Below are 25,252 nucleotides of genomic sequence, written 5' to 3' on the forward strand. Positions count from 1 at the left end.
CGCTTACTTCCCAAGGGCCTGGATCACTTTGTCCGTGATGTCCACACGCGGGCTGACCGTTACCGCGTCCTGCACGATGAGATCGTAGTTCTCTTTTTCGGCGATGTTCTTGATGGCCGCGTTGGCCTTCTGGACGATAGCCGAGAACTCTTCGTTACGGCGGCGGTTGAAGTCTTCCTGGAACTCGCGGCGGCGACGTTGCAGGTCCGCATCCATGTTGCTGAGATCGCGCTGGCGCTTCGCGCGGTCGGATTCCGACAGCACAGGCGCGTCCTTGTCGAACTTTTCAGCCTGGGTGCGCAGATTGGCCGCCATGCGCTGCAGATCGGCGTCGCGCGATTTGAATTCCGATTCGATCTTCGCCTGGGCGGCACGGGCCGGTCCCGATTCGCGCAGGATACGCTCGGTATTGACGAAGCCGATTTTCGTCCCTTGCGCAGTTGCCGGCGCCGCGTACGACGCGCCCAGCAGCAGCGCGCCCGCCAGCGCCAGCACGGCCGTCAGAGAGGCCGTGCTTTTGCGCGATGAACGGGACAATTTGCGTACGAAAATAGACATCATGAAAATTTCACCTTCCGATAAGGTCAAGCAAACCGCTATTGTGCCACTAAACTTGTGCGGTTATGGGCGGCCGGAAACATCCGGCCACCTTTGACTAGCGTTTAGAAACCAGTACCGATCTGGAACTGGAAGGTCTGGGTGTCGTCACCCGGCTTCGCGTTGAGCGGATGGCCGTAGGACAATTGCAGCGGCCCCAGCGGCGACTGCCACGACAGGCCGACACCGGCCGAATAGCGCCATCCGCAGGGATCCTCTACCTCGTTGTTCTTGCCGCCCGTGCAGGTCATGCCGGTACCCGGTTGCACGCGCCCCGCGTCCGTAAAGAGGAACCAGCGCAAGGTTTTGTCCTTGGTGGCGCCGGGGAAAGGCAGGTAAAGCTGCGCATTGGCCACCATGCGCCGCGCGCCGCCGAGGTAATCGCCGGTCAGCGAGTCACGCGGACCCAGGGACGCGCCCTCGTAACCGCGCACGGAACCGATACCGCCCGCATACACGTCCTTGATCACCGGGAAGTCCTTGCCGCCATAAGCGGTGCCCCAGTCCACCATGCCATTGAGTGCGAGCGTATAGCTGCGGCCCAGCGGCAGGTAGTACTGCTGCTGCGCGGACAGCATGGTGTACTTCAGGTCCATCGTCGACACGTTGGCCTGCAGCTTGGTGAAGTAACCCCGGGTCGGCGCCAGCGCGCTGTCGCGGGTGTCCTTGTTCCAGCCGGTGGTCAGCAGCACCGCGTTGGTCGATTCGCCGTACTGGTCGACATATTCCTGGTAGGCCAGCGGCGAGTTGCTGTTGAGGTGAACCCTGTTCCGCTCGAAGGACGCGCCCAGGATGATACGGTCGTACTCCGAAATGGGCACGCCGAAGTTCATCCCCAGGCCCATGGTGTCCACCCGGTACTCGCCATCGTTATCGATGAACGGACGGGTCTGGCGGTAGTACAGGGAGGTGGTACGGCTGATGCCGTCCTTCGTCCAGTACGGGTCGGTATGGGACAGCACCGCGGCGCGGTTGGTCTTGCTGGTGTTGAACTGCAGCGTCAGGTTGGTACCGCTGCCGAAAACGTTGTCTTCGCTGATACCGGCGCTAAGGATGGCGCGGTCGGTGGAGCCATAGCCCACACCCAGGTTGACCATGCCGGTGGGTTTTTCCTTGACGTCCACGTTGACGTCGACCTGGTCTGGCGACCCGGGGACCGGATCGGTCTTGACGTTGACGTCGTTGAAATAGCCCAGGCGGTCGATACGGTCACGCGAGGTCTTGATCTCGCCGGCGTCGTACCACGCGGCTTCTTCCTGGCGCATTTCGCGGCGCACGACTTCGTCGCGGGTGCGCGTGTTGCCACCGATCTGGATACGGCGCACGTAAACGCGGCGGCTGGGATCGACGTAGAACGTCAGATCGGCCTCGTGCTTGGCGCGGTCCAGCTGCGGGTTCGGATTGACGTTGGCGAACGCGTAGCCGAGCTGGCCCAGGTAATCCGTGATGGCCTTGGCGCTATCGTTCGTCTTGGCGGCGGAGAACGTTTCGCCCGGCTTGACCTGCAGCAAGGCTTCGATCTGCTTGTCCAGCCCCAGCAGGTTGCCCGCCAGCTTGACGCTGCGAACCTTGTAGGGCTCGCCTTCGTGCAGCGTATAGGTGATGAAGATGTCCTTGCGGTCAGGCGAGATCGTGACCTGCGGCGGCTCGACCGCCACTTCCAGGTAGCCGCGATCCAGGTAGAACGAGCGGATGCGTTCGACGTCGCCTTCGAGCTTTTCGCGCGAATACTTGTCGGTGTCGGTGTACCAGGTCAGCCAGCCCGGCGTGGTCATCTGGATCTGGTCCAGCAATTCGCTCTGCGAGAAGGCCTTGTTGCCGACGAAATGGATTTCGCGGATACGGGCCACATCGCCTTCGAAAATGTCGAAGCTGATACCCACGCGATTACGAGGTAGCGGTGTCACCGTGGAAGTGACCTCCACGCCGTACTTGCCCTTGGACATGTACTGCTGCTTGAGTTCAAGTTCGGCGCGTTCCAGCATGGACCGGTCGAAGATGCGCCCCTCGGCGAAGCCGACGTTGCGCAACGACTCGAGAATCGCCTTGCTGTCGAATTCCCGCATGCCGTTGAACGTGATCGACGCGATGGTCGCGCGCTCCTGCACCACCACGACCACGACATTGTTGTTGGTATCGATGCGAACGTCGCTGAAAAAACCGCTGCCGTACAAGCGGCGCACCGATTCGGTGGCGGTGTCTTCCGTGAACGTGTCGCCCACCTTGAACGGCAGGTAGCCGAAGACCGTGCCGGCGTCGATACGCTGTATGCCCTCCACCCGGATGTCCTTGACGACAAAGGGTTCGAAGGCCTGCGCCATTGCCGGCAACAGCAGCAACATGGCGATGAGGCCCGCCCAAACACCCTTGTTGGGCTTAAACATCCAGCGGAAAAACATCCTGGGCGATCCTTGGTGGTCCAAACGGCGGAGTTATTGGTGCAAATGGCGGGGGATTTTAAGGCAGAACACGCCCAAGCGAAAGGCGCAGGCCGTCCCGCGGGCGTCCGTCGATGACCACCTAGGTGAAAAGCCGCGCGAAATCATTGAATAGCGCCAGGCCCATCAGCCCCGCAAGGAGGCCCAACCCGGCACGCTGGCCGATGTCCAGCCAACGTGAAGGCGGCGGGCTGCCGCGCACGATTTCGATCAGGTAATACAGCAGATGCCCCCCATCCAGCATGGGAATGGGCAACAGGTTAAGTACGCCCAGGCTGATACTGATCAAGGCGAGGTAAGCGATATAGGCCGCCAGGCCGACGCGGGCTGTCTGCCCCGCGTAGTCCGCGATGGTGACCGGCCCGCTGATGTTGCGCCACGAGACGGCGCCCGTGACCATGCGCCCCATCATGCGTAGCGAGAACCACGCCGTATCCGCCGTGCGGGTGGCGCCCTGCCAGAGGCTGTCCACCGGGCCGTAGCGCACGCTCACCATGGGGACGTCGCCGCCTAACTGAACGCCGATGCGCCCGACCGTTTCGCCGTTTTCAATGCGTTCGGCCCGCGGCGTCACGGTCAGGGTGACGTCCGCGCCATCTCGCCGAACACGCAGCGGCACCGGCTGGCCGGCCCGCTGCTGCACGCTGCCCACCACCGCGCTGACATCCTGCACCGGTTTGCCGTCGACATCCAGAATGACATCGCCGGCACGCAGGCCGGCCTGCTCCCCCGCACTGCCGGCGATCACGCCGCGCACCACGGGCTGCGGTTCGCGCAAGCGCAGGCCGGCCAGCGCCAAGGGATCGCCCTGCGCCGGATCCAGGGAGCTTTCACCCAGGGTGAGATCGCGCTCCTGGGCCACACCATGCGCAGTTTTCACGCCGATCTGGATGCGACCGCCGGTGGAAACATGATCCATCAACTGCCAGCGCGCGTCGTTCCACGAGTTTATCGCCTGCCCGTCGATCGAAACGATCTGGTCGCCCGCCTGGAAACCGGCGCGAGCGGCCGCCGTGCCGGCCGCGGGCTGGGCAACCAGGGCGACCGGCTCCTGTACGCCCGCGAAGTTCAGCCCGGCGTACAGGAATACGGCCAGGATCAGGTTGAAGACCGGCCCGGCGACGACGATCAGGATGCGCTTGCCCACAGGCTGGGGATGGAAAGCCTGCGCGGCCTCGGCCGCCGTCGCGCCCGGTGGCGGGTCGTCCTGCATTTTGACGTAGCCGCCCAGCGGAATTGCCGACACAGCCCATTCCGTGCCATGGCGGTCGACCCGGCGCAGGAGCACGCGGCCGAAGCCGATGGAGAATCGCAGCACCCGTACGCCGCACAGCCGGGCCGCCCAATAGTGGCCGAGCTCGTGGAAGGTAATCAGGATGCCCAGCGCGACGGCAAAGGCGAGCAAGGTGAAAAGCATGTAGCGAGTACCGAATTGGTGAGACCACCCGGCCACCCGCGCGGGCGCCGGGGCGGAGCGGCCCGGCGAGACGGCTAATCAGTGGCCGGCGGGGACGGAACGCGCCTGGATTTGTTCAGCCTGCGCACGGGCCGCAGCATCTTCCGCAAGGACGTCGTCGAGGTGGTTCAGGGTAACAGATGGCCGACCGGCATGCCACTCCAGGGTCTCGGCGATGACGGCGGAAATACGGGTGTAGGGCAGGCGTTCGCGCAGGAAGGCGTCCACGGCAATCTCGTTGGCGGCATTCAGCGCGATGCAGGCGCCCTGCCCCGCCGCCAGGGCGTCGAACGCCAAACGCAGGCAAGGAAAGCGCCGCAGGTCGGGCGTTTCGAAATCCAGGCGTCCCAGGCGGGCCAGGTCGAGCAAGCCCACCCCGCTGGCCAGTCTGTCGGGAAAGCCCAGCGCGTAGGCAATCGGGGTACGCATGTCCGGCTGGCCCAATTGCGCGAGGACGGAACCGTCCTGGTACTCCACCATGGAATGCACGACGCTCTGGGGATGGACCAGGACCTCGATGCGATCCTGCGGCATGGCGAACAGCCAATGGGCCTCGATAACTTCCAGGCCCTTGTTCAACATGGTGGCGGAATCGACCGAGATCTTGCGTCCCATGCTCCAGTTCGGATGCTTGCAGGCCTGTGCCGGGGTAATGCGGTGCAGCAGTTCGGGATCGTGCTGGCGGAATGGCCCGCCCGACGCCGTCAGGATCAGCCGGCGCACACCCGCGGCGGGACGCGTGGGGGCCGAGGCGCGCTCGCCATGGGGCAGGCATTGGAAAATCGCGTTGTGCTCGCTGTCTATGGGCAGCAGTTCGGCCCCGTGGTCGCGGACCGCGCCCATGAACAACGAGCCCGCGGCGACCAGCGCTTCCTTGTTGGCCAGCAGTACGCGCTTGCCGGCGCGAGCCGCCGCCAGCGCCGAAGGCAGGCCCGCCGCGCCCACGATGGCGGCCATGACTGTATCGCAATCGGGATCGGCGGCCGTATCGGCCAGGGCCTGGGCGCCTACCCGGACCTGCGGCAGCGGCGTATCCGAGCCCCAGGCCAGGAGGAACCGCTCCCTGGCTGCCGCATCGGGCACGACCACGACACGCGCGCCGCTGGCCCGTGCCTGCTCCGCCAGCTTCTCCATGCGGCTATGCGCGGACAGCGCATGCACCGCGAGGCGGTCCGGATGCCGGGCAATCACGTCCAGGGTGCTTTCGCCGATCGATCCCGTGGAACCCAGCACGGCGATACGCTGAAACGCAGTCAAAACAATACTCCACTGAGAAGCAAGGCTATCGGCGCCACCGGCAGGATGGCGTCGATGCGATCATAGACCCCACCGTGCCCAGGCAACAGGTTACTGGAGTCCTTGCGGCCGGCGCGCCGCTTGAGCAAGGATTCGAACAGGTCGCCGATGATGGAGACCGCACCCAGCAGCGCCGCGATCGGCAGTGCGCCCCACAGCGTCCAGCGCTCGACCAGGGCATGGCCGAAAGTGCCGTCCCAATGGCTGCTGATACCAATCCACGCGACGGCTGCGAGGATGCCGCAGATGGCCCCCTCGATGGTTTTTCCGGGGCTGACGCGCGGGGCCAGCTTGTGCCGCCCCAGCGCGCGCCCGCCGAAGTAGGCGGCGATATCGGCCGCCCATACCAGGGCCAGCAGAGTCAGCAGGAACACCGGCCCACGCATCATGAAAAGCAGGGCCAGCACCGCCCATGCCGCCATCAGTGCCAGGATGGCGAACATCGTCAGGGCCATACTGGCCGGCGGCGCATCGCTGCGCCCGCGCACCACCGCGGTCGTCCCGCCGAAGATCCACAGCAGCGCCGACAAGGGGACGAACCAATTGAACAGCAAGGCGCGCGACGCCTCGTCGGCGAATTCGTAGCGGCTGCCGCCCGTCCACCAGACCGTCACGCACAAGGCCGCGATACCCAGCGCGGCACCGACGACCACGGCCCCGGGCCCGCCTTGCGCGGGCAATGTCAGGCGCGCCCATTCCCAGCCGGCACAGGCCGTCGCCAGCGCAAGCAGGGCCATGAAGGGCCAGGGCGTCGGAGCCGCCATGGTGGCGGCCAGGACGGCAAGAAGGATGACGGCTGTGACGATACGCTGGCGCAGCATGAAGTCTCCTGGTCTGGGGCAGCCCGCCGCGATGGCGGGTATGGCGTATTCTGCCGCCTTTTTATTGGAACAGTACCCGATCAGCGATTCGTGGTTGCATTGACCTGGGCGCTGGTGCGCCCGAAGCGCCTTTCCCGGGTCCGGTACCACTCGAAGGCCTCTTCCAATTCGGCGGCGCCGAAATCCGGCCAGTAGAGATCGGTGAAGTAGAGCTCGGTATACGCGAGCTGCCAGATGAGGTAGTTCGAGATGCGCTGCTCGCCGCCGGTGCGGATGAACAGGTCCGGTTCGGGCGCCCAGGCCATGGAAAGGTAGCGGCTGAGCGTGGCTTCGTCGATCTGCTCCGGCGCCTGCGCCAGGGCGGGGTTTTCCGAGACCATGCGGCGCATGGCCTGCAGGATGTCCCAACGTCCGCCATAGTTGGCGCAGACCGACAGATGCAGCTGGTCGTTGTGCGCCGTGCGTGCCTGGGCCTGTTCGATCAGGTCCCGCAGGCGGGGCTCGAAGGGAGCAAGGTCGCCCACCACATGCAGCCGCACACCCTGCGCATCCAGCTTGCCGACTTCCCGTTCCAGCGCCTGCACGAAAAGCCGCATCAGCAGCGAGACTTCTTCGGCCGGCCGGCGCCAGTTTTCGGAACTGAAGGCGAACAGGGTCAGGTAGCGGACGCCGCGGCGCCCGCAAGCTTCCACGACGCGCCGCACGGCCTGCACGCCTTTGGCGTGCCCGGCGGTGCGCGGCAGGTGCCTGCGCGTCGCCCAGCGGCCGTTGCCGTCCATGATGATGGCGACATGCTTCGGGATGGCCGAGGTCTGGGGCACCGCCTGGGTGGAACTGATAGTCATGAGGATGAAAAGATCGTGCGCGGGTTTCGCGTCAAACGGTCATGATCTCCGCTTCTTTCGTGGCGATCAGCTTGTCGATTTCCGCAACGCAGCGATCGGTCAGTTTTTGGATTTCGTCCTGCGCGCGGCGTTCCTCGTCCTCGGAGATGGATTTGTCCTTGACCAGCTTCTTCAAGGCCTCGTTGCCTTCCCGGCGCAGGTTGCGGACGGCGATCTTGGCGTCCTCGCCTTCGTTCTTGACGACCTTGGTCAGGTCGCGGCGACGCTCCTCGGTCAGCGCGGGCATGGGCACGCGGATGGTTTCGCCCATCGAGACGGGATTGAGGCCGAGGTCGGATTCGCGGATGGCCTTCTCGATCGGGCCGGCCATGTTTTTCTCGTAGGGCTGCACGCTGATCGTGCGCGCGTCCACCAGATTGACGTTGGCCACCTGGCTGATCGGCACGGGAGAGCCGTAGTATTCGACGTGCACGTGATCCAGGATACCGGTATGCGCGCGGCCGGTACGAATCTTCGACAGATTGACCTTGAGCGTTTCGATGGACTTGGCCATCCGGGACTCGGCCGATTTTTTAATGTCTGCGACGCTCATTGCGACTCCTTCAATTCAAACGTGTACCAGGGTACCTTCATCTTCACCGGTCACCGCGCGCTTCAGCGCGCCTGACTTGTTGATGGAAAACACCTTGATGGGCAGCTTCTGGTCGCGGCACAGCGCGAACGCAGTCGCGTCCATGACTTCGAGACGGCGCACGATGGCTTCGTCGAAGCTGATGCGGGAATACCGCGTGGCGGTGGGATCCTTGTTGGGATCCGCGCTGTAGATGCCATCCACCTTGGTCGCCTTCAGGACGATTTCCGCCCCGATCTCGGCGCCGCGCAGCGCGGCCGCGGTGTCGGTGGTGAAAAACGGATTGCCGGTGCCGGCGGCGAAGATCACCACCTTGCCCTCTTCCAGGTACCGCAACGCCTTGGGGCGGATATAGGGTTCGACGACCTGCTCGATATTCAGGGCCGACTGCACCCGGGTATCGACGCTGCGGTGTTTCAGCGCATCCTGCAGCGCCAGGGCGTTCATGATGGTGGCCATCATACCCATGTAATCGGCCGTGGCCCGGTCCATGCCCTGGGCACCCGGCGCCACGCCGCGGAAAATATTGCCGCCGCCGATGACGATGGCCAACTCCACGCCCAGGTTGACGATTTCCGCGATTTCCTCGGTCATCCGGGCAATGGTGGCGCGGTTGATGCCGAACGCGTCCTCACCCATCAGCGCTTCGCCGGACAGTTTTAGAAGAACCCGCTTATACGATCTGCTGGCCATGAGCGATATCCCTGGAAACGACCCGACGGAAGTGTAAGACAAGAAACAGGCCGGTCAGTCGCCGGCCTGTAATAAAAAAGCTGCAATGCGTACGGATAAGGAAGCTTATCAGGCGCGGCCGGCAGCGGCGGCGGCGACTTCCGCCGCGAAGTCGGTGGCTTTCTTTTCGATACCTTCGCCGACGATGAAAAGCGCAAAAGCGGCGATACCGGCGCTTTCGGCCTTCAACATCTGCTCAACAGTCTGCTTGTCGTTCTTGACGAAGGGCTGCGACAGCAGCGTGACTTCCTTCAGGAACTTCTGCACCGACCCTTCGACCATCTTGGCCACGATTTCGGCGGGCTTGCCCGATTCGGCGGCTTTCTGCTCGGCGACGGAGCGCTCGGTAGCGATATCGGAGGCCGGCACGCCGTCGGCGTTCAGCGCCTTGGGCTTGGTGGCCGCGATGTGCATGGCCAGGTCCTTGCCGACGCTGTCGGCGCCGTTGAAGTCGACCAGCACGCCGATCTTGCCGCTATGCACGTAGCTGGCCAGCTTATTGGCGGTCTCCATGCGCTGGAAGCGGCGGATGGAGATGTTCTCGCCGATCTTGCCGACCAGGGCGGTACGAACGGTTTCCACCGTGCCGCCTTCCAGGGGCAATTCGGACAGCGCGGCCACATCGGCCGGGTTCTTGGTCGCGACCAGCTCGGCCAGCGTATTGACGTAGGCCACGAAGTCGTTGTTCTTGGCCACGAAGTCGGTTTCGCAATTGACTTCGATGACGGCGCCTTGCTTGGCGTCGGGCGAGATATACAGGCCGATCAGCCCTTCGGCGGTGACGCGCGCGGCGGCCTTGCTGGCCTTGTTGCCCAGCTTGACGCGCAGAATTTCCTCGGCGCGAGCCAGGTCGCCCTGGGCTTCGGTCAGCGCCTTCTTGCATTCCATCATGGGCGCGTCGGTCTTCTCGCGCAGTTCCTTGACCATCGAGGCGGTAATTTCAGCCATGTTCGCTCCATTCTTCCTAAAGCATGCCCCGGCAAGCCGGGGCATGGCGTTTCGATACGGGGGGCGCGTCCATGCGGACGCCCGGGCCTTGCCCCACGCGGCGGCGGCAAGCCGGCTTGCCGGCGCCGCGGACCCTTTAAAATCAGGCTTGGCCGTCCTGGACTTCGACGAACTCTTCCTGGCCCTCGCCACCCTCTTCGACCAGACCGTTCAGGTTCTGCTCGCGACCTTCCAGCACAGCGTCGGCGATGCCCTTGGCATACAGCGCGATGGCCTTGGCGGAGTCGTCATTGCCGGGGATGACGTAATCGATACCGTCCGGGGAATGGTTGGTATCGACCACGGCCACGACCGGGATGCCCAGCTTGCGTGCTTCGGCGATGGCGATCTTGTGGTAGCCGACGTCGATGACGAACATCGCGTCAGGCAGGCCGGTCATATCCTTGATACCGCCCATGGACTTGTTCAGCTTTTCCAGCTCGCGCTGGAACAGCAGGCCTTCCTTCTTGATCATGCGCTCGGCGCCGCCCTCGGCGACCACCGCTTCCATATCCTTCAGGCGCTTGATCGAGGTCTTGACCGTCTTGAAGTTGGTCAGCATGCCGCCGAGCCAGCGGGCATCGACGTAGGGCATGCCGCAACGGGCGGCTTCGGCGGCGATGAGCTCGCGCGCGGCGCGCTTGGTGCCGACGAACAGGATATTGCCGCCCCGGGCGGCCAATTGCTTGACGAACTTGGTGGCTTCGACATACTTGCCAACCGTCTGTTCGAGATTGATGATGTGGATCTTGTTACGCTGACCGAAGATGAACGGGGCCATCTTCGGGTTCCAGTAACGGGTCTGGTGACCGAAGTGGACACCGGCTTCCAGCATTTCGCGCATGAGGGACATAGTAATCTCCAAGGGTTTGGACTTGCGCCATGCCCGTATCGTCCGGTACACCGCGGTCCTGGGACCCAGGGACCCAGGGACCGTAACCGGCACTACCTTCGACACCCTCGTTGGCGTGGCGCGCGATTTCAAAGCAGTCGACAAAGCAGCCGTCGAGTCAGATCATCGAGTCAGCTCACCGAACCAGATCACTGAGTTGATTACCCGAACGACTTCCCCCTGCTTTTTCAGGGAAGCCTATAATTCTACTATTTTTCCAAGCCAATCCTCAAGCTGATACATGGGCATAGTCACCGACCCCGCCGACCTCGACAAAATGCGCCTGGCCTGCCAGGACGCCGCTCGCGTACTGGATTACCTGACGCCCTTCGTGAAGCCCGGCGTCACGACAGGCGAGCTGGACCGCCTGGCGCTGGACTATCTGACCACGGAGTTGCAGGTCAAATCCGCCACCGTTGGGTATGCGCCTCCGGGTTACCCCCCTTTCCCGGGCGCCATCTGCACTTCGGTCAACCATCAGGTCTGCCACGGCATCCCGGGCGACAAGGTGCTGAAAAATGGGGACGTATTGAATATCGACGTCACCATCATCAAGGATGGCTGGTTCGGCGATACCAGCCGGATGTTCTATGTCGGCGAGCCGTCCATCCTGGCACGCCGCCTGTCCGACATCACCTATGAATGCATGTGGCTGGGCATCCGCCAGGTACGCCCCGGCGCCACGCTGGGCGACATCGGCAATGCCATCCAGAAGCATGCCGAAGGCAACGGTTTTTCCGTGGTGCGGGAATTTTGCGGCCACGGCGTGGGACGGCGCTTCCATGAAGATCCCCAGGTCCTGCACTATGGCAAGCCCGGAACCGGCGTGAAATTGGTCCCGGGCATGATTTTCACGATCGAACCCATGATCAATGCGGGACGGCGTGAAATCCGTCAGCTCTCGGATGGTTGGACGGTCGTCACCCGTGACCACAGCCTGTCCGCCCAATGGGAACACACCATCCTGGTGACGGAATCCGGCTACGAGGTCCTGACCGTCTCGCCCGGAATGCCCGCCCCGCCCGAGTTCGTGACGGAAAGTATCCCCGTTCCAGTGGCCTGAGCGCCGCCGACACCGGAAGGACCCCGCCGTATGAGTACGCAAGCCGAACCTTCCTTCGCGCCGTCGGCCGACGCTGCCGTCGCCGATCTGCCGGCGCTGCGCGCGCGCATGCGCGCCCGGCGCGACGCAGCCATCGCGGCCTTCCGCGAGCACGAACGGCCCGATCCGCTGCTGCACGAGCTACGGCGCATCACAGACCAGACGCTGCGGGACCTGATCAAGCAATGTCCTTTGCCGCCCGGCGCAGTGTTGGCCGCGGTAGGCGGGTACGGTCGCGGCGAGCTGTATCCGCATTCCGATGTCGATCTGCTCATCCTGCTGCCGCACCGGCCGTCTCCGGACGAAGAATCTGCCATCGAAAGGCTGGTGGCGGCCCTGTGGGACCTCGGGCTGGAGCCTGGCCACAGCGTGCGGACCATCGCCGATTGCGAACGCGAGGCCGACGCGGACATTACGGTCGAAACAGCCCTGCTCGAATCGCGCTGGCTGGCGGGCAATCGCGCCCTGATGAAAACCTTCGATGCGGCCATGCGGGCGCGCCTGGATCCCGCCGTGTTCTTTCGCGCCAAGCGCGCCGAAATGCAGCAACGCCATGCGCGCTACCAGGACACGCCCTACGCGCTGGAACCGAACTGCAAGGAATCCCCGGGCGGCCTGCGCGACCTGCAGGTCATCATGTGGATGGCGCGCGCGGCCGGCTTCGGCGAAAGCTGGCGGGAGATCGCCAGGGCGGGCTTGCTGACGGAATCCGAAGCACGCGGCCTGCGGCGCGCGGAACAGGCGTTCAAGCGGCTGCGCATCGAACTGCATTTGATGTCCAGGCGGCGCGAAGATCGTGTGCTGTTCGACCTGCAGCCCGCGCTGGCGGAGGTCTACGGCATCAAGGCCACCGCCACGCGGCGCGCCAGCGAATTGATGATGCAGCGCTACTACTGGGCGGCCAGGCTGGTCACGCAGTTGAATTCCATCCTGGTCCAGAATATCGAGGAAAGGCTGTTTCCCCGCCCCGCCTCCGACGCGCGCGATATCGATGACGACTTCCGCAGCCTGCATGACCGGCTGGACATCATCCGCGACGACGCCTTCGAGCGCAATCCGACGCTGCTGCTGCGGGCTTTTCTGGTGATGCAGCAGCATCCCCATTTGAAAGGCATGTCGGCACGCACGGTACGCGCGATCTGGCACGCGCGGCATCGCATCGATGCGCAGTTTCGCCGCAATCCGGTCAACCGCCGCCTGTTCCTGCAGATCCTGCAGCAGCCCTCAGGCATCGTGCACGAACTGCGCCGCATGACGATGCTGAACATCCTGCCGCGCTACCTGCCGGTTTTCCGCCGCATCGTCGGCCAGATGCAGCATGATTTGTTCCATGTCTATACGGTAGACCAGCATACGCTGACGGTGATCCGCAACCTGCGGCGCTTCACCATGCCGGAGCACGCGCAGGAGTATCCCTTCGCCAGCCAGTTGATTTCCGAACTGGACCACCATTGGCTGCTGTATGTCGCGGCGCTTTTCCACGACATCGCCAAAGGCCGCGGGGGCGATCACTCCGAACTGGGCGCCCGGGAAGTACGCAAGTTCGCCCACGAGCACGGTTTGTCTCCGGAAGACGCGGAATTGGTCGAATTCCTGGTCCGCCAGCATCTGCTGATGTCCACCGTGGCGCAGAAGCGCGACCTGTCCGACCCGGAAGTCGTGCGCGAATTCGCGGCCTCGGTGAAAGACGAGCGCCACCTTACCGCCTTGTATCTGCTGACGGTGGCCGATATCCGCGGTACCAGTCCCAAGGTCTGGAATGCCTGGAAAGGCAAGTTGCTGGAAGATCTGTATCGCCTGACGCTGGGCGCGCTGGGCGGCGCACATCACGACGCCAGTACCGTGCTCAATCACCGCAAGGCAGAGGCCGCGCGACTGACGCGCCTGGCCGGCTTGCGCGACGACGCGCGGGAAGCGTTCTGGAAGCAGCTGGACGTCGCCTACTTCCTGCGCCACGACGCATCGGATATCGCCTGGCATACGCGCCATCTGTACCACCAGCCCGCGCCGGAACATGCGGTGGTTAAGGCACGCCCCACGGAGCAGAGCGAAGGCTTGCAGATCATGGTCTATACGCGCGACACGCCCGACCTGTTCGCCGCCATCTGCGGATATTTCGACGCCAAGTCCCTGAGTATCCAGGACGCCCGCATCCACACGACGCGGCACGGCTGGGCACTGGACAGCTTCATCGTGCTGCTGCCCGACGGCGCCAGCGACCTGCGCGCGCAGGCGGCGCTGGTGGAACACGAACTGGCGGTACGCCTGAAGGACCCGCGCACCTTCTCGCAGGCCGGTACGACCCGGACGGCACCTTACGGGCGCTCGCGGCAGTCACGCATGTCGCGCGTATTCCCGGTTCCGCCGCAGGCCGAGCTGCAGCCGGACGAGCGCAGCAAATCGTGGCGCCTGTCCGTCACGGCAACGGACAGGCCCGGCCTGCTGCATGCACTGGCGCGGGTTTTCGTCGAACACGGCGTGAACCTGCAGATGGCCAAGGTCATGACGCTGGGCGATCGCGTGGAGGACGTCTTCATTATCGAAGGCGAAGCCCTGGAAAGGCCGCGGACGCAGATGCAATTCGAACGCGCGATCCTGGATGCACTCGCCGGAGACGGCACGCAGCGCGCGGCCGCCTGACCGGCGCACCGCCAGGGATGCCGGCCTCGCCTGAAGAAGCCGGAAAGGGCCGCCCCTGATTCTGCGCCCGTCCCTGCTGCGCCCGCCTCATCCTCTCCCGTCGCGGTCGCGGCCCTCGGCCATCGTTCGGCAACCGCTATCAGAATGTTCTCCAGCGGAAAATTCCATCATCCCGACGGCGGAAGTGAACGTCCGATTAGCGCCATGCCGGCATGGCGGAAAGGGTTGCGTCCCCCTACAATCGCCACTTGTCCATTCGGCCCGGCCACTTTTATCCATGTTCCTGCACGAATATCTGCTGGTCTTCGGCCGTAGTTTTTTATTCGCGCTGGCCACGCTGCTGCCCTTCCTGAATCCCCCGGCGGTCGCGCCGATCTTCTGGACGCTGACCGAAGGCGCCTCCAGCGCGACGCGGACGGCCCTGGCCAAGCGCGTCGCCATCAACGTGGGCGTGATGCTGACCATCGCGATGGTGGCCGGCAACGTTCTTTTGACTTTTTTCGGTTTGTCGCTGGCCATTGTCCGTGTCGGCGGGGGCCTGCTGGTCATCACCAGCGCGTGGCGGCTGGTGAATTCTCCCGACGCCGGCGCCCGCAACGCGGCGCGCGCGGCGGAATCCTTCACCCCGGAAATGGCCAGGGCGCGAGCCTTCTATCCCCTGACGTTTCCCATCAGTTGCGGCCCGGGCTCCATCGCGGCGGCCATCACGGTAGGCGCATCGCTGCGCGAGCCGGACCGCATCGTCAGCCTGGTCAAATTGGCGGGTTCGCTGCCCGGCATCCTGATCACGTCCCTGACGCTTTACGTGTGCCTGCGCTTTGCCGCCCAGTTCCTCTACCGCCTGGGCGATAACGGCACCGCCGTCTTCATGCGGCTCTCTGCCTTCGTACTGTTGTGCCTGGGCGTGCAGATCGTCTGGGACGGCGTGCACGAACTCCTGCTGAGTGTGCTTGTCGAAGCCTACACTCAGGTCCCGGCCGTCGGCCGGAATTAGCCGGCCCGTCGCCGCGACGCATCACGCGTGCGCGGCGGCCGCGCCCCCTTCCGTTTCCCGTCACAGGATAGAAACCGTCATGCCATCGACTTCGCAACGCACGCTGACACTGATTGCCATCCTGGCTTTCGGCGCCGTCGGCATCGCGCTTGTGTCCCAATACGTCTTCGGGCTGCAACCTTGCGCATGGTGCGTACTGCAGCGCCTGATCTATATCGTGATCGGCGTCGTATGCCTGGTCCTGGCGTTCGCGGGGCCGGCCCTGCGGAAAGTGGGAGCGCTGCTCGCGCTTATCCTGGCGGTGTGCGGGATATGGGCCGCCTATTACCAATACACCGTCGCGTCGAAGCTGCTGTCGTGCGCGCAGACTTTCGCGGACAAATTCATTGCCGGTAGCGGACTGGATGCCGCGGTGCCATCCGTCTTCGGCATCTACGCAACCTGCATGGATGCCACGGTAAAGGTGCTGGGCGTCGAATACGCCCTGTGGAGCCTGGCGCTGTTCGCGATCCTGGCGCTGCTGAGCCTGCGCGCGCTGTTCAAGCGCGCCTGACGCCGCGCCGTGACGCGCCGGCAGGCGCCGGATCCACCGCAGCCAGTGTGGCGGATCCCCGCGTCGGCGCGTCGGTTCAGGCGTCGTTGGCGGCGTAGCCCATGTTGAACAACAGGCCTCCGCGCGACTCTTCGTCGGTTTCGCTGCGGCTCTGGCCCAGGCGCTCGAGATATTCCGGCGTGATATCCCCGGTGATGTACTGGCCGTCGAAGCAGGATGCCTCGAAGCGGGACATCGCCGGATTCAGGTCGCGCACCGATTGCTGCATATCGGCGAGGTCCTGGTACACCAGCGCGTCGGCGCCTATGGTGCGCGCGATTTCCTCGTCGCTGCGACCGGTGGCGATCAGCTCGCGCTGCGTCGGCATGTCGATACCGTAGACATTGGGAAAACGCACCGGCGGCGCAGCGGAGGCAAAAAACACCTTATTGGCACCGGCGGCACGTGCCATATCGACGATTTCACGGCTGGTCGTGCCACGCACGATGGAATCGTCGACCAGCAGAACATTCTTGCCCTGGAATTCGCGGCCGATGGCGTTGAGCTTTTGCCGCACCGACTTTTTGCGCACGGCCTGGCCGGGCATGATGAAAGTGCGACCGACGTAGCGGTTCTTGATCAGGCCTTCCCGGTAATCCAGGTTCAGCCGCGCGGCCAACTGCATGGCAGCGGGACGGGAGGAGTCCGGAATGGGCATGACCACGTCGATGTCGCCCAGGCGCAGGCTGCGCGCCACCTTGTCGGCGAGGTATTCCCCCATGCGCAGACGGGCGTCATAGACGGAAACGCCGTCCATCAGCGAATCGGGGCGGGCGAAGTAAACGTATTCGAAAATGCAGGGAACGAGCTGGGCGTTTTCGGCGCACTGGCGGCTATAGAACTTGCCGTCCAGGTCGATGAATACGGCTTCGCCGGGAGCCACGTCGCGCACGAAGTTGAATCCGCTGCCTTCCAGGGCAACGGATTCCGAGGCAACCATCCATTCGACGCCCTGCTCGGTTTCCTGCCGGCCGATACACAGGGGGCGTATGCCGTAGGGATCGCGGAAAGCCAGCAGCCCATAGCCGGCGATCTGCGCCACCACGGCGTAGGCGCCGCGCACACGGCGGTGCACCGCCGCGACGGCGCGGAACATCGCATCGTCGTCCAGGGAAATACCGCTGGCCGCCGACTGTAATTCGTGCGCGAGCACATTCAGCAGGACCTCGGAATCGGAATTGGTGTTGATGTGGCGGCGGTCGATGCGGAACAGGGATTCGCGCAATTCGCGCCAGTTCGTCAGGTTGCCGTTGTGCGACATCATGATGCCGAACGGCGCATTGACGTAGAAAGGCTGGGCTTCCTCTTCGCTGGCGCTGGAGCCGGCGGTGGGATAGCGTACCTGCGCGACCCCGCTGGTGCCCGGCAGCGCGCGCATGTTGCGGGTGCGGAAAACATCGCGCACCAGGCCATGCGCCTTGTAAAGGTTGAATTGACTACCTTGTTCGGTGGCAATGCCGGCTGCGTCCTGGCCCCGATGCTGCAGTAGCAGCAGACTGTCGTAGAGCAGCTGGTTGACCGGCCCGCGCCCTACGACCCCTACGATTCCACACATGGCAATTTCCTGTTGATCCTACTGCGTTCTATCCGAAATATGGCGGCAAAGCGGCCACGTTCAATATGGCAGCATCGACGCCAGCGAAGGCGGAAGCCACACTTTGGTATGTTTGACGGCTTCTGTGGCCGTATGGGAAAACATCGCGTCGCGCCACCAGGCCTCCTGGGGCAGCGGCGTATAACCGGCAACCGTCACCAGTACGAGCACGATGAGCGCGCCCCGTACCAGCCCGAACAAGCCGCCCAGGCCGTGATCCGCCGGCGACAGGCCAGTCGTACGGATGAGCGCGGACAATGTCATATTGACCAGCCCCACGCCCAGCAGCACGACGAGGAACACGGCGGCATAGGCCGCGCCCATGCGCAGCACCGTCGTTTCGATCCACGGAGCGAGCCAGCCATACACCGTGGGCCCCCACCAGATTGCCGCCACGAAAGCCAGGATGTACGCCAGCAGCGACAGGATTTCCTTAAGCAGACCGCGCACCAGCCCCAACAGCCCCGATACGGCGATGATCGCCAGCACGACGAAATCGAACCCGGTCACTGCGCGGCAATGAAACCGTTGTCATAGCCCAGGGTGCGCAGCCTCGCCTGGGCCGCCTGGGCCGCCTCACGCGAGGGGAACGGCCCCACGCGCAGCCGGTATTGCTGTTTGCCGCCGACGTTGGCTTCCTGGACGAAGGCATTGGTGACGCCGGCTGCGTGCAGCTTGTCGCGGCGCGCCTGCGCGTCGGTCTGGGTGGTATATGCCGCGATCTGCAGCACGAAATTGCCCTTGGCGTCCGCGCCGGATCGGGCTTCCGGGGCCGTCTTCGGCGCGCTGGGCGCCGTGCCTCGGCCCTCCAGCAGCGCCAGCGCTTTGCTGCCGTCGTCGGTACGGGGGGTCGGCTCCGGCTTGGCGGCGGGTTTGGCTTCGGGCCGGCTTTCCGGCCGGCTTTCGGGTTTGGTCTCTGTGCGCGTGTCCGGACGCGGCGCGGCGCGTCCCGCATCGGCATGCGCTGGATCGGCGCCGCGAGAGGCATCCGAGCGGGCTTGGGCCGGGGGCGGCGAGGCGCCTGCCTGTTGTTGCCCGGTACTATCCTGCTGCTGTCCCGTCGGGGACGACTGGCCCCCTGCCTGGCCCTGCGGTGTGGCAGGCGCAGGCGCGGCGACGCCCGCCGTGGCAGGCGTCGCGCCACTGGCGGCGCCATTATCGGCGGCGGGTGCCTGGGGGTCGGAAACCGGCGGTTGGTATGGCGAGTTGCGGTCAGGAATCCGGATGGGGATATCGTCGCTGACACGCGACGGTTCGGAATCCAGCACCATCGGCAGGATGATGACTGCCGCCAGCACGAGGGCGACAGCGCCGGCAAGGCGGCGACGCGCCCGGGAACGGAGCTCGGCCGCCTGGGCCTCGCTGGATACGGACGGGCGCGGCCGGCCCGTCTGCGCGTCGGCTGCGGAATCTTTCCGATTAAACAAGCCCATGAAGCACGAATTCCTTGCAGCCGGCGCGCCGATGCGCGGTGGAAAACTCAGGATTTACGCCCCAGCGACTGGAGCACGGCGGCGACCGTGAAGAACGATCCGAACACCACGATTCTATCACCCTCGCCCGCCTGGGCGCGCGCCGCGGCATAGGCCGCGGCCGGATCGGCATAGGCGGCGATCAATGGCACGTCGTCCCCGGCGCCGGGGGCCGGCAGCGCTGCGCGCACCTGCTCGGCCAGGCCATCGCCGCTGCCGCCGCGCGGCCCGGGCAGGCCGGCACAATACCAGCGGTCGATACGGCCGGCCAGCTTGGCCGCCACGCCCGCCACATCCTTGTCATTCAGCATCCCGAACACCGCGTAGGTATAAGGATGGAATCCCATGTTGTCGAGGTTCTGCGCCAGGACGGCTGCCGCGTGCGGATTGTGGCCGACGTCCAGGATGACGGTCGGCTGGCCCGGCAGTATCTGGAAGCGGCCGGGCAGCGTGGCCTGCAGCAAGCCCTGCCGCACCGCCTGCTGCGGTACCGGAAGACGGTCGCGCAGGGCTTCCAGCACGGCCAGAGCGGCGGCGGCATTCAGCAGCTGATTGGCGCCGCGCAAGGCGGGATATGCCAGCGCGCTGCGGCGCTGGGCGCGACCGCCATAGGCCCATTGCTGGCGATCGCCCGAATAGTTGTAATCGCGCCCGAACAGCCACAGGTCGGCGCCGATGGCCGCGGCATGGTCGAGCAGGCTTTGCGGCGGCACGGGGTCGGCGCAGATGGCGGGCCGACCGGGACGATAAATGTGCGCTTTTTCGTAGCCGATCTTTTCGCGGGTGTCGCCCAGCCAATCCATGTGGTCCAGGTCCACGCTGGTCACGACGGCGCAATCGGCATCGACGATATTGACGGCATCCAGGCGGCCGCCCAGGCCCACTTCGAGTACCACTGCGTCCAGCCTGGACTGCGCGAACAGCCGCAGGGCGGCGAGTGTGGTGAATTCGAAATACGTCAGCGAGGTATCGCCCCGCGCGGCTTCCACCGCCTGGAACTGCGCCACCAGGTCGGCGTCCGAGGCGAGTTCGCCATTTACCCGCACGCGTTCGTTGAAATCGATCAGATGCGGAGAGGTATACAAGCCCGTCCTGAAACCCGCCGCCAGCAGCATGGCCTCAAGCATGGCGCAGGTGGACCCCTTGCCGTTGGTGCCGCCGACGACGATCTTGACGCAGTCCAATTCGATCCGCAGGCGCTGCGCCACCTGGCGGACCCGATCCAGGCCGAGATCGATGGTTTTCGGATGCAGCGATTCCAGGTATGCCAGCCACTGGGAGAGCGTGGCATCGGCGGCCGGACGGACGGAAAGGGACATGGCGGAAAATCGAGCTGAAGCAAACCGGATTTTAACAGGGGCGGCTTCCGGATAAGGCTGTCCCGTCAGGCTAAAGTTTCCCGCAGAGCTGCCGTTACGAGGTTGTCTACCCAGAAACCCGCGTCATCGACGCACAGCAGAAAGTGGAGTCCTTATGGCTGTCAGCCCTATCGCCCCCGCGGCCCTCCCGGTCCAGCCCGCCGAGGCAAATCCCGCACCGCTGCCCGATGCCGCCGTTCTGGCAACCCCGGCCGGAGACGCCCAAAAAGGCGCCGGCACGGGTGGCGCGTCCACCGGCGGAGGCTTTTCCGGCCAGTCGTCGGAGCAGCAGTTGCCGCTGGACCGCGCGCTGCAGAAAATCAACGAGCAAATGGAAGCGTGGTCGACGCAAATGCAGTTCGACATCGATCCCGACACTCATCGGGTGGTAGTTTCCATCAAGGACTCGAAAACCGGGGACGTCCTCAGGACGATCCCCAGCGAAACCGTGCTGAACATCGCCAAAATGATCACCAAATTGCAAGGAGGCGGGGTGGAAACCAGCGCCTGAGCAGGCGCCCTTCCTTACCGGCATTCACGGAAAGCACCGAACAAGCCCGCCTTATGCCGCTTGCCCGACGTATCGGGCCGGCCGGGTGTTTGACAGAATAAGCGCATCAAGGAAACAGCACGATGGCCACTTCCTCTCTTCCGCCGATCACATCTCTCGGTTCCGGTTCGAACCTGGACCTGCAGGGCATCCTGGACAGCCTGCAGGACAATGAGAAGCTGGCGCTGGTTCCCATCCAGAACCAGCAGACGCTGGTCACCACCCAGCTCTCCGCCTACGGCACCCTTCAACAAGCGATCGAAACGCTGCAGACGGCGGCGACCACGCTGGCCGATCCCAAAACCTATAACGCAACGACGGCGACCATCGTCGGCGACAGCACGGCGTTTACCGTCAAGACTCAGGCTGGCGCCACGCCGGCCAAGTACAAGATCACGGTCGATCAATTGGCCACGGCGGAACAGTTGAAGTCCGGCGCAATCGCGGACCGCACCGCCAAGATCGGCACTGGCGGCACCATCACCGTGACGCTGGCCGACGGCACCAGCAAGACCATCGACGTCAGCAAGGACACTTCGCTGAACGGCATCGCGAAGGCGATCAATGCGGACGACAAAGCCGGCGTGACGGCGGCCATCCTGACCGATGGCGACGGCAATAGCTACCTGCAGCTGACATCGTCGTCGACGGGCACGAAGGCGGCGGTGACCACAATCACCTCGACCAATGCCGACATCCAGAACGCCATCGGCTACGACGCATCGGCGACGCCCACCGGCGGCATGACGCAACAGGAAGAGGCGACCGACGCGAAGGCCACCATCAACGGCGTCCAGATCGTCAGTGGCTCCAATACGCTGGACAAGAATATCGACAACGTCACCATCACGCTCAGCGACGTGACAACGGGCCCGGTGACGGTCAACGTCGCGACCGACTCCTCCGGCGTCGTCACGGCGGTGCAGGGCTTTGTCAGTGCCTACAACACCCTGCAGACGCTGGTGACGTCGCTGACCAAGTACGATCCCACGACGAACCAGGGGTCGGCGCTGACCGGCGACAGCACCACCCGTTCCATTTCGTCCACGCTATCCGGCGCGCTGCGCGTGCTGGCCTCCGGTACGGACACGCTGAAGACGATCCAGGACCTGGGCATTACCACCAACCCGAGCGACGGTACGCTGACCCTGAACCTGAATACGATCGACAGCACGCACCTGCATTCGTTGAACGACTCGCTTTCCAGCAACCCCAAGGATGTCGGCGACATCCTGACCGCCCTGGGCACCAGCCTCGGCACCGCGATCACGGGCATCCTGGGCACGGGCGGCCTGCTTGACACGCGAACGACCGGACTGACGGCGACGCAGAAGTCATTGCAGGACCAGTACGACAGCGTGAACGACCGTATCGACGCCGATATCGCCAATACCCGCGCGCAGTTCGTGCAGCTCGATGCCTTCGTCGCCCAAATGAACAGCACGAGTTCTTACCTGACGCAGCAGTTTGCCGCTCTTTCGAATTCGAACAAATAATGGCCTACGCATCCCGCCGTCCCGATAACGCCTACTCCGTGCGCTCGTACGCGGATGTAGGACTCGAAACGCAGGTGATGAGCGCCAGCGCGGAAAGGCTGATCACGCTGCTTTACACGGCCGCCCGCGCGGCCATCGGCCAGGCGCGCATCCATATCGAGCAGGGCAATGGCGCGGCGCGCGCCGCCACCCTCAGCAAGGCGATCCGGCTGGTGGACGAAGGTTTGAAGCAGGCGCTAGACCTGGAAGCCGGCGGCGAAGTCGCCGCCAACTTGAACAACCTGTACGACTATGTTCTCCGCACCCTGATCAATGCCAATCTGAAAGCAGACCCTGCGCTGCTGGAAACGGCCGACACGTTGCTCGCCCAACTTCAGGAAGCGTGGCAGACATCGGTGGATCGCCCCGGCGAAGCCGCCAGGACCTGATCCCCGCGACCCTAATAAACATCACCAGTCGCCTCCACAAGGCCATCTATGTCGTCCCAGTCCCCGCAAATCATTCTTGAGCTTTATCGCGAGATCGTCGCGATCACCGCGGCAATGCTGAATTCCGCCCGCGCTCAGGACTGGAGCAGCGTCCTGCAGTTCGGGCAAACATATTGTGAGATGGTCGAACGCCTGCGCACCATCGGTGTGACGGAGCCGCTGGACGACGCGGAACGCCGCCAGAAGCATGACATGCTCGTGCAGATCCTCGAGAACGACGCCAACACCCGCGATCTCGCGATCCCCGAACTGGCGCGCATGAGCGACCTTCTGGGCCGCATGAAACGCCAACAAGCCGCCCTCAACGCTTATGGATTCAAGGCGCCGGTGGCATGAGTGTTCCCGCCCGGCCGCCCGAAGGGAACACTCCCTCCCTCGGGGAGGATGTCGCGAAGCGACAGGTGGGTACACCCATTCGTGTTCCCGCCCGGCCGCCCGAAGGGAACACTCCCCTCCTCGGGGAGGCGCCGTGTAGCGACACGAGGGTGCGGCAATGAGCGTGGGCCCTACCGCGCTCAGTTCGCTGCTGGTGCAGCGGCTGGACGCCGTGCTGGGAACGCAGTTGGCGCAGCACGGGAACGCCAACGGGACGACCTTGCGCGACGCGGTTATTCCACCCGGCGGCGCCGATGGCCTGCGCCCGGATCCGCAGGGCCGAGGCGCCGACCAGTTGGGCAACCTGACCGGACGCGAACGCGCCGCGCTGCGCGAAGCCGCCGAACAGGCCGATCTGGCCGCCGCGCTGCGCAGCCGATTCGTCAGCACCGATACCACCCCGTCCGCCCCCACCACGTTGGGACAGACGGCGCGCGTCATCCTGACATTGCTGGCCCAGTATCCCGAAAGCGCACCCGCCCTGGCGGGTAAGGCCCCTTTATGGTCCAACGAAGAGGGACCGGATGCCGGCCGCGACGGCGCACCGCAAGGTGCCGGCGGACGTCCCGCCCACGCGGGCACGACCCAGGACGGACCGAAGGCCGTGCAGGGTCCGCCGGGCGATGATGGCGGACAGCAGGATGCCGGAGCGGACGACCCCGGAATGAACGCGTCCGCGGGATCCGCGCGCAATGCCGCGGCAGGCGGCGCGGACCAGGCCGCCGCTGCGCGGGCCGCACGGCTGCCCGCCGATGATCCAGCCGGTACGGCCGCGGCTCCACGGCAAAGCGCAGGCGCGCAGGGCGCGGATGCGGCGCGCGCGACGGCCCTGGGTACCAGCGGCCCGCAACCCGGCCCGCTAGCCCAAGCGCTGCGCCAAGCCATCGAAAACAGCGGGCTGTTCTACGAATCGCACCTGAGCGACGTCGCCTATGGGCAGCGCGGCATCGGCCAGCTGCGCGGCGAGCCGCAAGCCGCGTTGGATCCCGGGCAGGCCCAGTCCATCCAGACGCCGGTGCCCAAGCAGTCCATCCTGGCGGACAACCCCCGCTTCAACCTGCCCACCAGCGCCGCGCCCACCATGGCGCAGGCCGATGGATCGCCTGCCGGCGGTACGGTATCGACCTGGTCGGCATCCACGCCCGGCCATGCGCCCGCCCCGCCGCCCGGCATTCACCCCGATGCCACGCTGCTGGTGCGTCAGCAACTGGAGGTATTGGCCAACCAGACGCTGGCATGGGAAGGCACGGCTTGGCCTGGCACGGACATGTGGTGGGAGATCCGGCGCGAGCCGCGCGACGAAAACGCCTATGCGGCCGCCGACACGCCCGCGGGTTGGTCGACCCGGATGGTTCTGAGCATGCCTCGTCTGGGAACCGTGGAGGTCAGCCTTTCCTTGTCCGGCCAGCGGCTGGCCTTGCAGATCGTCGCGCCCGAGAGCCAGAGCGAGATCGCCGCCGGCGGCAACGACCTGCGCCACCGCCTGGAAAACGCCGGCCTGCAGCTGGCCCAATTGTCCGTCAGTGCGCACGCGCCCGAACCGGAACCCCTGCCATGAGCCAGCCTTCTTCCGCGGGCGACAATGAGGCGGCCCGCCCTGCCGCGGTCGCCCTCTCCTACCAGGATGGCGAGGCCGCGCCGCGCGTCGTCGCCAAGGGCTATGGAACGCTCGCCGACACGATCATACGTACGGCGCGCGAGAACGGCATGTACGTACATCAGTCGCCAGAACTGGTCGGCCTGTTGATGCAGGTGGACCTTGACGCGCACATACCGCCCCAGCTGTACCTGGCGGTCGCCGAGCTTCTGGCGTGGCTTTACCGACTCGAAGCAAGGCCCGACAAAGCGCTGCCGGGCATGCCACCCAACAAAATCGATTGATCTCTACGCTGGAAT

General features: G+C 64.8%; 24 protein-coding genes. 10 read left to right on the top strand and 14 right to left on the bottom strand.

What is annotated here, in order from left to right; genetic code table 11:
* Positions 1-3: 3 nt before the first annotated feature.
* The 10 genes from ACO1P8_RS04315 to rpsB form a co-directional block, all read right to left on the bottom strand.
* On the bottom strand, positions 4-561 hold the full coding sequence (locus ACO1P8_RS04315; RefSeq protein ID WP_486294684.1) for an OmpH/Skp family outer membrane protein: 558 nt from the start codon (positions 559-561) through the stop codon (positions 4-6).
* Positions 562-662: 101 nt separating this feature from the next.
* Positions 663-2,996 carry an outer membrane protein assembly factor BamA gene (gene bamA / locus ACO1P8_RS04320; protein WP_486294685.1) on the bottom strand — a complete coding sequence of 778 codons (2,334 nt, stop codon included), beginning with the start codon at positions 2,994-2,996 and terminating at the stop codon, positions 663-665.
* 121 nt (positions 2,997-3,117) lie between these two features.
* On the bottom strand, positions 3,118-4,452 hold the full coding sequence (gene rseP, locus ACO1P8_RS04325) for an RIP metalloprotease RseP (RefSeq protein WP_486294686.1): 1,335 nt from the start codon (positions 4,450-4,452) through the stop codon (positions 3,118-3,120).
* 78 nt (positions 4,453-4,530) lie between these two features.
* Positions 4,531-5,748, bottom strand: a complete 1,218-nt coding sequence (locus ACO1P8_RS04330; protein WP_486294687.1) for a 1-deoxy-D-xylulose-5-phosphate reductoisomerase — start codon at positions 5,746-5,748, stop codon at positions 4,531-4,533.
* On the bottom strand, positions 5,745-6,608 hold the full coding sequence (locus ACO1P8_RS04335) for a phosphatidate cytidylyltransferase (RefSeq protein WP_486294688.1): 864 nt from the start codon (positions 6,606-6,608) through the stop codon (positions 5,745-5,747). The genes ACO1P8_RS04330 and ACO1P8_RS04335 overlap by 4 nt, the downstream gene beginning before the upstream one ends.
* Positions 6,609-6,688: 80 nt before the next feature.
* Positions 6,689-7,453, bottom strand: a complete 765-nt coding sequence (uppS, locus tag ACO1P8_RS04340; RefSeq protein ID WP_486294689.1) for a polyprenyl diphosphate synthase — start codon at positions 7,451-7,453, stop codon at positions 6,689-6,691.
* A gap of 31 nt (positions 7,454-7,484) precedes the next feature.
* A complete protein-coding gene (gene frr, locus ACO1P8_RS04345; protein WP_486294690.1) occupies positions 7,485-8,045 on the bottom strand; it encodes a ribosome recycling factor in 561 nt (186 codons plus the stop codon).
* A gap of 15 nt (positions 8,046-8,060) precedes the next feature.
* On the bottom strand, positions 8,061-8,777 hold the full coding sequence (gene pyrH / locus ACO1P8_RS04350; RefSeq protein ID WP_094847147.1) for a UMP kinase: 717 nt from the start codon (positions 8,775-8,777) through the stop codon (positions 8,061-8,063).
* A 108-nt stretch (positions 8,778-8,885) separates the two neighbouring features.
* Positions 8,886-9,764 (bottom strand): translation elongation factor Ts, encoded by an 879-nt coding sequence (tsf, locus tag ACO1P8_RS04355; protein WP_486294691.1) that lies wholly within the window; start codon positions 9,762-9,764, stop codon positions 8,886-8,888.
* Positions 9,765-9,906: 142 nt separating this feature from the next.
* A complete protein-coding gene (gene rpsB / locus ACO1P8_RS04360) occupies positions 9,907-10,656 on the bottom strand; it encodes a 30S ribosomal protein S2 (RefSeq protein WP_094841757.1) in 750 nt (249 codons plus the stop codon).
* Between the two features lie 280 nt (positions 10,657-10,936).
* Between rpsB and map the strand changes: the two genes are divergently transcribed.
* The 4 genes from map to ACO1P8_RS04380 all read left to right on the top strand — a co-directional run bounded on the left by map (position 10,937) and on the right by ACO1P8_RS04380 (position 15,984).
* Complete coding sequence (map, locus tag ACO1P8_RS04365; protein WP_486294692.1) at positions 10,937-11,758, top strand: type I methionyl aminopeptidase; 822 nt, start codon at positions 10,937-10,939, stop codon at positions 11,756-11,758.
* Between the two features lie 30 nt (positions 11,759-11,788).
* On the top strand, positions 11,789-14,437 hold the full coding sequence (locus tag ACO1P8_RS04370; RefSeq protein ID WP_486294693.1) for a [protein-PII] uridylyltransferase: 2,649 nt from the start codon (positions 11,789-11,791) through the stop codon (positions 14,435-14,437).
* A 277-nt stretch (positions 14,438-14,714) separates the two neighbouring features.
* Complete coding sequence (locus ACO1P8_RS04375; protein ID WP_486294694.1) at positions 14,715-15,431, top strand: MarC family protein; 717 nt, start codon at positions 14,715-14,717, stop codon at positions 15,429-15,431.
* Between the two features lie 79 nt (positions 15,432-15,510).
* Positions 15,511-15,984, top strand: a complete 474-nt coding sequence (locus ACO1P8_RS04380; RefSeq protein ID WP_486294695.1) for a disulfide bond formation protein B — start codon at positions 15,511-15,513, stop codon at positions 15,982-15,984.
* 76 nt (positions 15,985-16,060) lie between these two features.
* Here the strand turns inward: ACO1P8_RS04380 and purF are convergent, their stop codons facing one another.
* The 4 genes from purF to folC are packed head-to-tail and all read right to left on the bottom strand — an operon-like array spanning position 16,061 to position 20,408.
* On the bottom strand, positions 16,061-17,578 hold the full coding sequence (gene purF, locus ACO1P8_RS04385; RefSeq protein WP_486294696.1) for an amidophosphoribosyltransferase: 1,518 nt from the start codon (positions 17,576-17,578) through the stop codon (positions 16,061-16,063).
* Positions 17,579-17,638: 60 nt separating this feature from the next.
* Entirely contained in the window at positions 17,639-18,127 is a 489-nt protein-coding gene (locus tag ACO1P8_RS04390; protein WP_486294697.1) for a CvpA family protein, read from the bottom strand.
* Entirely contained in the window at positions 18,124-19,050 is a 927-nt protein-coding gene (locus ACO1P8_RS04395; protein ID WP_486294698.1) for an SPOR domain-containing protein, read from the bottom strand. The genes ACO1P8_RS04390 and ACO1P8_RS04395 overlap by 4 nt, the downstream gene beginning before the upstream one ends.
* 47 nt (positions 19,051-19,097) lie before the next feature.
* On the bottom strand, positions 19,098-20,408 hold the full coding sequence (gene folC, locus ACO1P8_RS04400; RefSeq protein ID WP_486294699.1) for a bifunctional tetrahydrofolate synthase/dihydrofolate synthase: 1,311 nt from the start codon (positions 20,406-20,408) through the stop codon (positions 19,098-19,100).
* 154 nt (positions 20,409-20,562) lie between these two features.
* On the opposite strand from folC, the gene ACO1P8_RS04405 reads away from it, so the two are divergent.
* The 6 genes from ACO1P8_RS04405 (at position 20,563) to ACO1P8_RS04430 (ending at position 25,237) form a co-directional block, all read left to right on the top strand.
* A complete protein-coding gene (locus ACO1P8_RS04405; RefSeq protein WP_486294700.1) occupies positions 20,563-20,958 on the top strand; it encodes a flagellar protein FlaG in 396 nt (131 codons plus the stop codon).
* 122 nt (positions 20,959-21,080) lie between these two features.
* Entirely contained in the window at positions 21,081-22,493 is a 1,413-nt protein-coding gene (gene fliD / locus ACO1P8_RS04410; RefSeq protein WP_486294701.1) for a flagellar filament capping protein FliD, read from the top strand.
* Positions 22,493-22,921, top strand: a complete 429-nt coding sequence (gene fliS, locus ACO1P8_RS04415) for a flagellar export chaperone FliS (RefSeq protein ID WP_486294702.1) — start codon at positions 22,493-22,495, stop codon at positions 22,919-22,921. Before fliD ends, fliS begins: the two co-directional genes overlap by 1 nt.
* Positions 22,922-22,969: 48 nt before the next feature.
* Positions 22,970-23,317: a flagellar protein FliT gene (locus ACO1P8_RS04420; protein ID WP_486294703.1), complete on the top strand. Its 348-nt coding sequence runs from the start codon at positions 22,970-22,972 to the stop codon at positions 23,315-23,317.
* A gap of 157 nt (positions 23,318-23,474) precedes the next feature.
* Positions 23,475-24,914: a flagellar hook-length control protein FliK gene (gene fliK / locus ACO1P8_RS04425; RefSeq protein ID WP_486294704.1), complete on the top strand. Its 1,440-nt coding sequence runs from the start codon at positions 23,475-23,477 to the stop codon at positions 24,912-24,914.
* Positions 24,911-25,237, top strand: coding sequence for an EscU/YscU/HrcU family type III secretion system export apparatus switch protein (locus tag ACO1P8_RS04430; protein ID WP_486294705.1), 327 nt, complete (start codon positions 24,911-24,913; stop codon positions 25,235-25,237). Before fliK ends, ACO1P8_RS04430 begins: the two co-directional genes overlap by 4 nt.
* The last annotated feature ends 15 nt before the right edge of the window (positions 25,238-25,252 follow it).

This window comes from Bordetella sp., assembly GCF_057362025.1.

What these genes read in the sequence shown, in the direction of transcription:
- ACO1P8_RS04315 (WP_486294684.1), bottom strand. Translation starts at nt 561, where the DNA reads ATGATGTCTATTTTCGTACGCAAATTGTCCCGTTCATCGCGCAAAAGC.
- bamA (WP_486294685.1), bottom strand. Translation starts at nt 2,996, where the DNA reads ATGTTTTTCCGCTGGATGTTTAAGCCCAACAAGGGTGTTTGGGCGGGC.
- rseP (WP_486294686.1), bottom strand. Translation starts at nt 4,452, where the DNA reads ATGCTTTTCACCTTGCTCGCCTTTGCCGTCGCGCTGGGCATCCTGATT.
- ACO1P8_RS04335 (WP_486294688.1), bottom strand. Translation starts at nt 6,608, where the DNA reads ATGCTGCGCCAGCGTATCGTCACAGCCGTCATCCTTCTTGCCGTCCTG.
- uppS (WP_486294689.1), bottom strand. Translation starts at nt 7,453, where the DNA reads ATGACTATCAGTTCCACCCAGGCGGTGCCCCAGACCTCGGCCATCCCG.
- frr (WP_486294690.1), bottom strand. Translation starts at nt 8,045, where the DNA reads ATGAGCGTCGCAGACATTAAAAAATCGGCCGAGTCCCGGATGGCCAAG.
- pyrH (WP_094847147.1), bottom strand. Translation starts at nt 8,777, where the DNA reads ATGGCCAGCAGATCGTATAAGCGGGTTCTTCTAAAACTGTCCGGCGAA.
- tsf (WP_486294691.1), bottom strand. Translation starts at nt 9,764, where the DNA reads ATGGCTGAAATTACCGCCTCGATGGTCAAGGAACTGCGCGAGAAGACC.
- rpsB (WP_094841757.1), bottom strand. Translation starts at nt 10,656, where the DNA reads ATGTCCCTCATGCGCGAAATGCTGGAAGCCGGTGTCCACTTCGGTCAC.
- map (WP_486294692.1), top strand. Translation starts at nt 10,937, where the DNA reads ATGGGCATAGTCACCGACCCCGCCGACCTCGACAAAATGCGCCTGGCC.
- ACO1P8_RS04370 (WP_486294693.1), top strand. Translation starts at nt 11,789, where the DNA reads ATGAGTACGCAAGCCGAACCTTCCTTCGCGCCGTCGGCCGACGCTGCC.
- ACO1P8_RS04375 (WP_486294694.1), top strand. Translation starts at nt 14,715, where the DNA reads ATGTTCCTGCACGAATATCTGCTGGTCTTCGGCCGTAGTTTTTTATTC.
- ACO1P8_RS04380 (WP_486294695.1), top strand. Translation starts at nt 15,511, where the DNA reads ATGCCATCGACTTCGCAACGCACGCTGACACTGATTGCCATCCTGGCT.
- purF (WP_486294696.1), bottom strand. Translation starts at nt 17,578, where the DNA reads ATGTGTGGAATCGTAGGGGTCGTAGGGCGCGGGCCGGTCAACCAGCTG.
- ACO1P8_RS04395 (WP_486294698.1), bottom strand. Translation starts at nt 19,050, where the DNA reads ATGGGCTTGTTTAATCGGAAAGATTCCGCAGCCGACGCGCAGACGGGC.
- folC (WP_486294699.1), bottom strand. Translation starts at nt 20,408, where the DNA reads ATGTCCCTTTCCGTCCGTCCGGCCGCCGATGCCACGCTCTCCCAGTGG.
- ACO1P8_RS04405 (WP_486294700.1), top strand. Translation starts at nt 20,563, where the DNA reads ATGGCTGTCAGCCCTATCGCCCCCGCGGCCCTCCCGGTCCAGCCCGCC.
- fliD (WP_486294701.1), top strand. Translation starts at nt 21,081, where the DNA reads ATGGCCACTTCCTCTCTTCCGCCGATCACATCTCTCGGTTCCGGTTCG.
- fliS (WP_486294702.1), top strand. Translation starts at nt 22,493, where the DNA reads ATGGCCTACGCATCCCGCCGTCCCGATAACGCCTACTCCGTGCGCTCG.
- ACO1P8_RS04420 (WP_486294703.1), top strand. Translation starts at nt 22,970, where the DNA reads ATGTCGTCCCAGTCCCCGCAAATCATTCTTGAGCTTTATCGCGAGATC.
- fliK (WP_486294704.1), top strand. Translation starts at nt 23,475, where the DNA reads ATGAGCGTGGGCCCTACCGCGCTCAGTTCGCTGCTGGTGCAGCGGCTG.
- ACO1P8_RS04430 (WP_486294705.1), top strand. Translation starts at nt 24,911, where the DNA reads ATGAGCCAGCCTTCTTCCGCGGGCGACAATGAGGCGGCCCGCCCTGCC.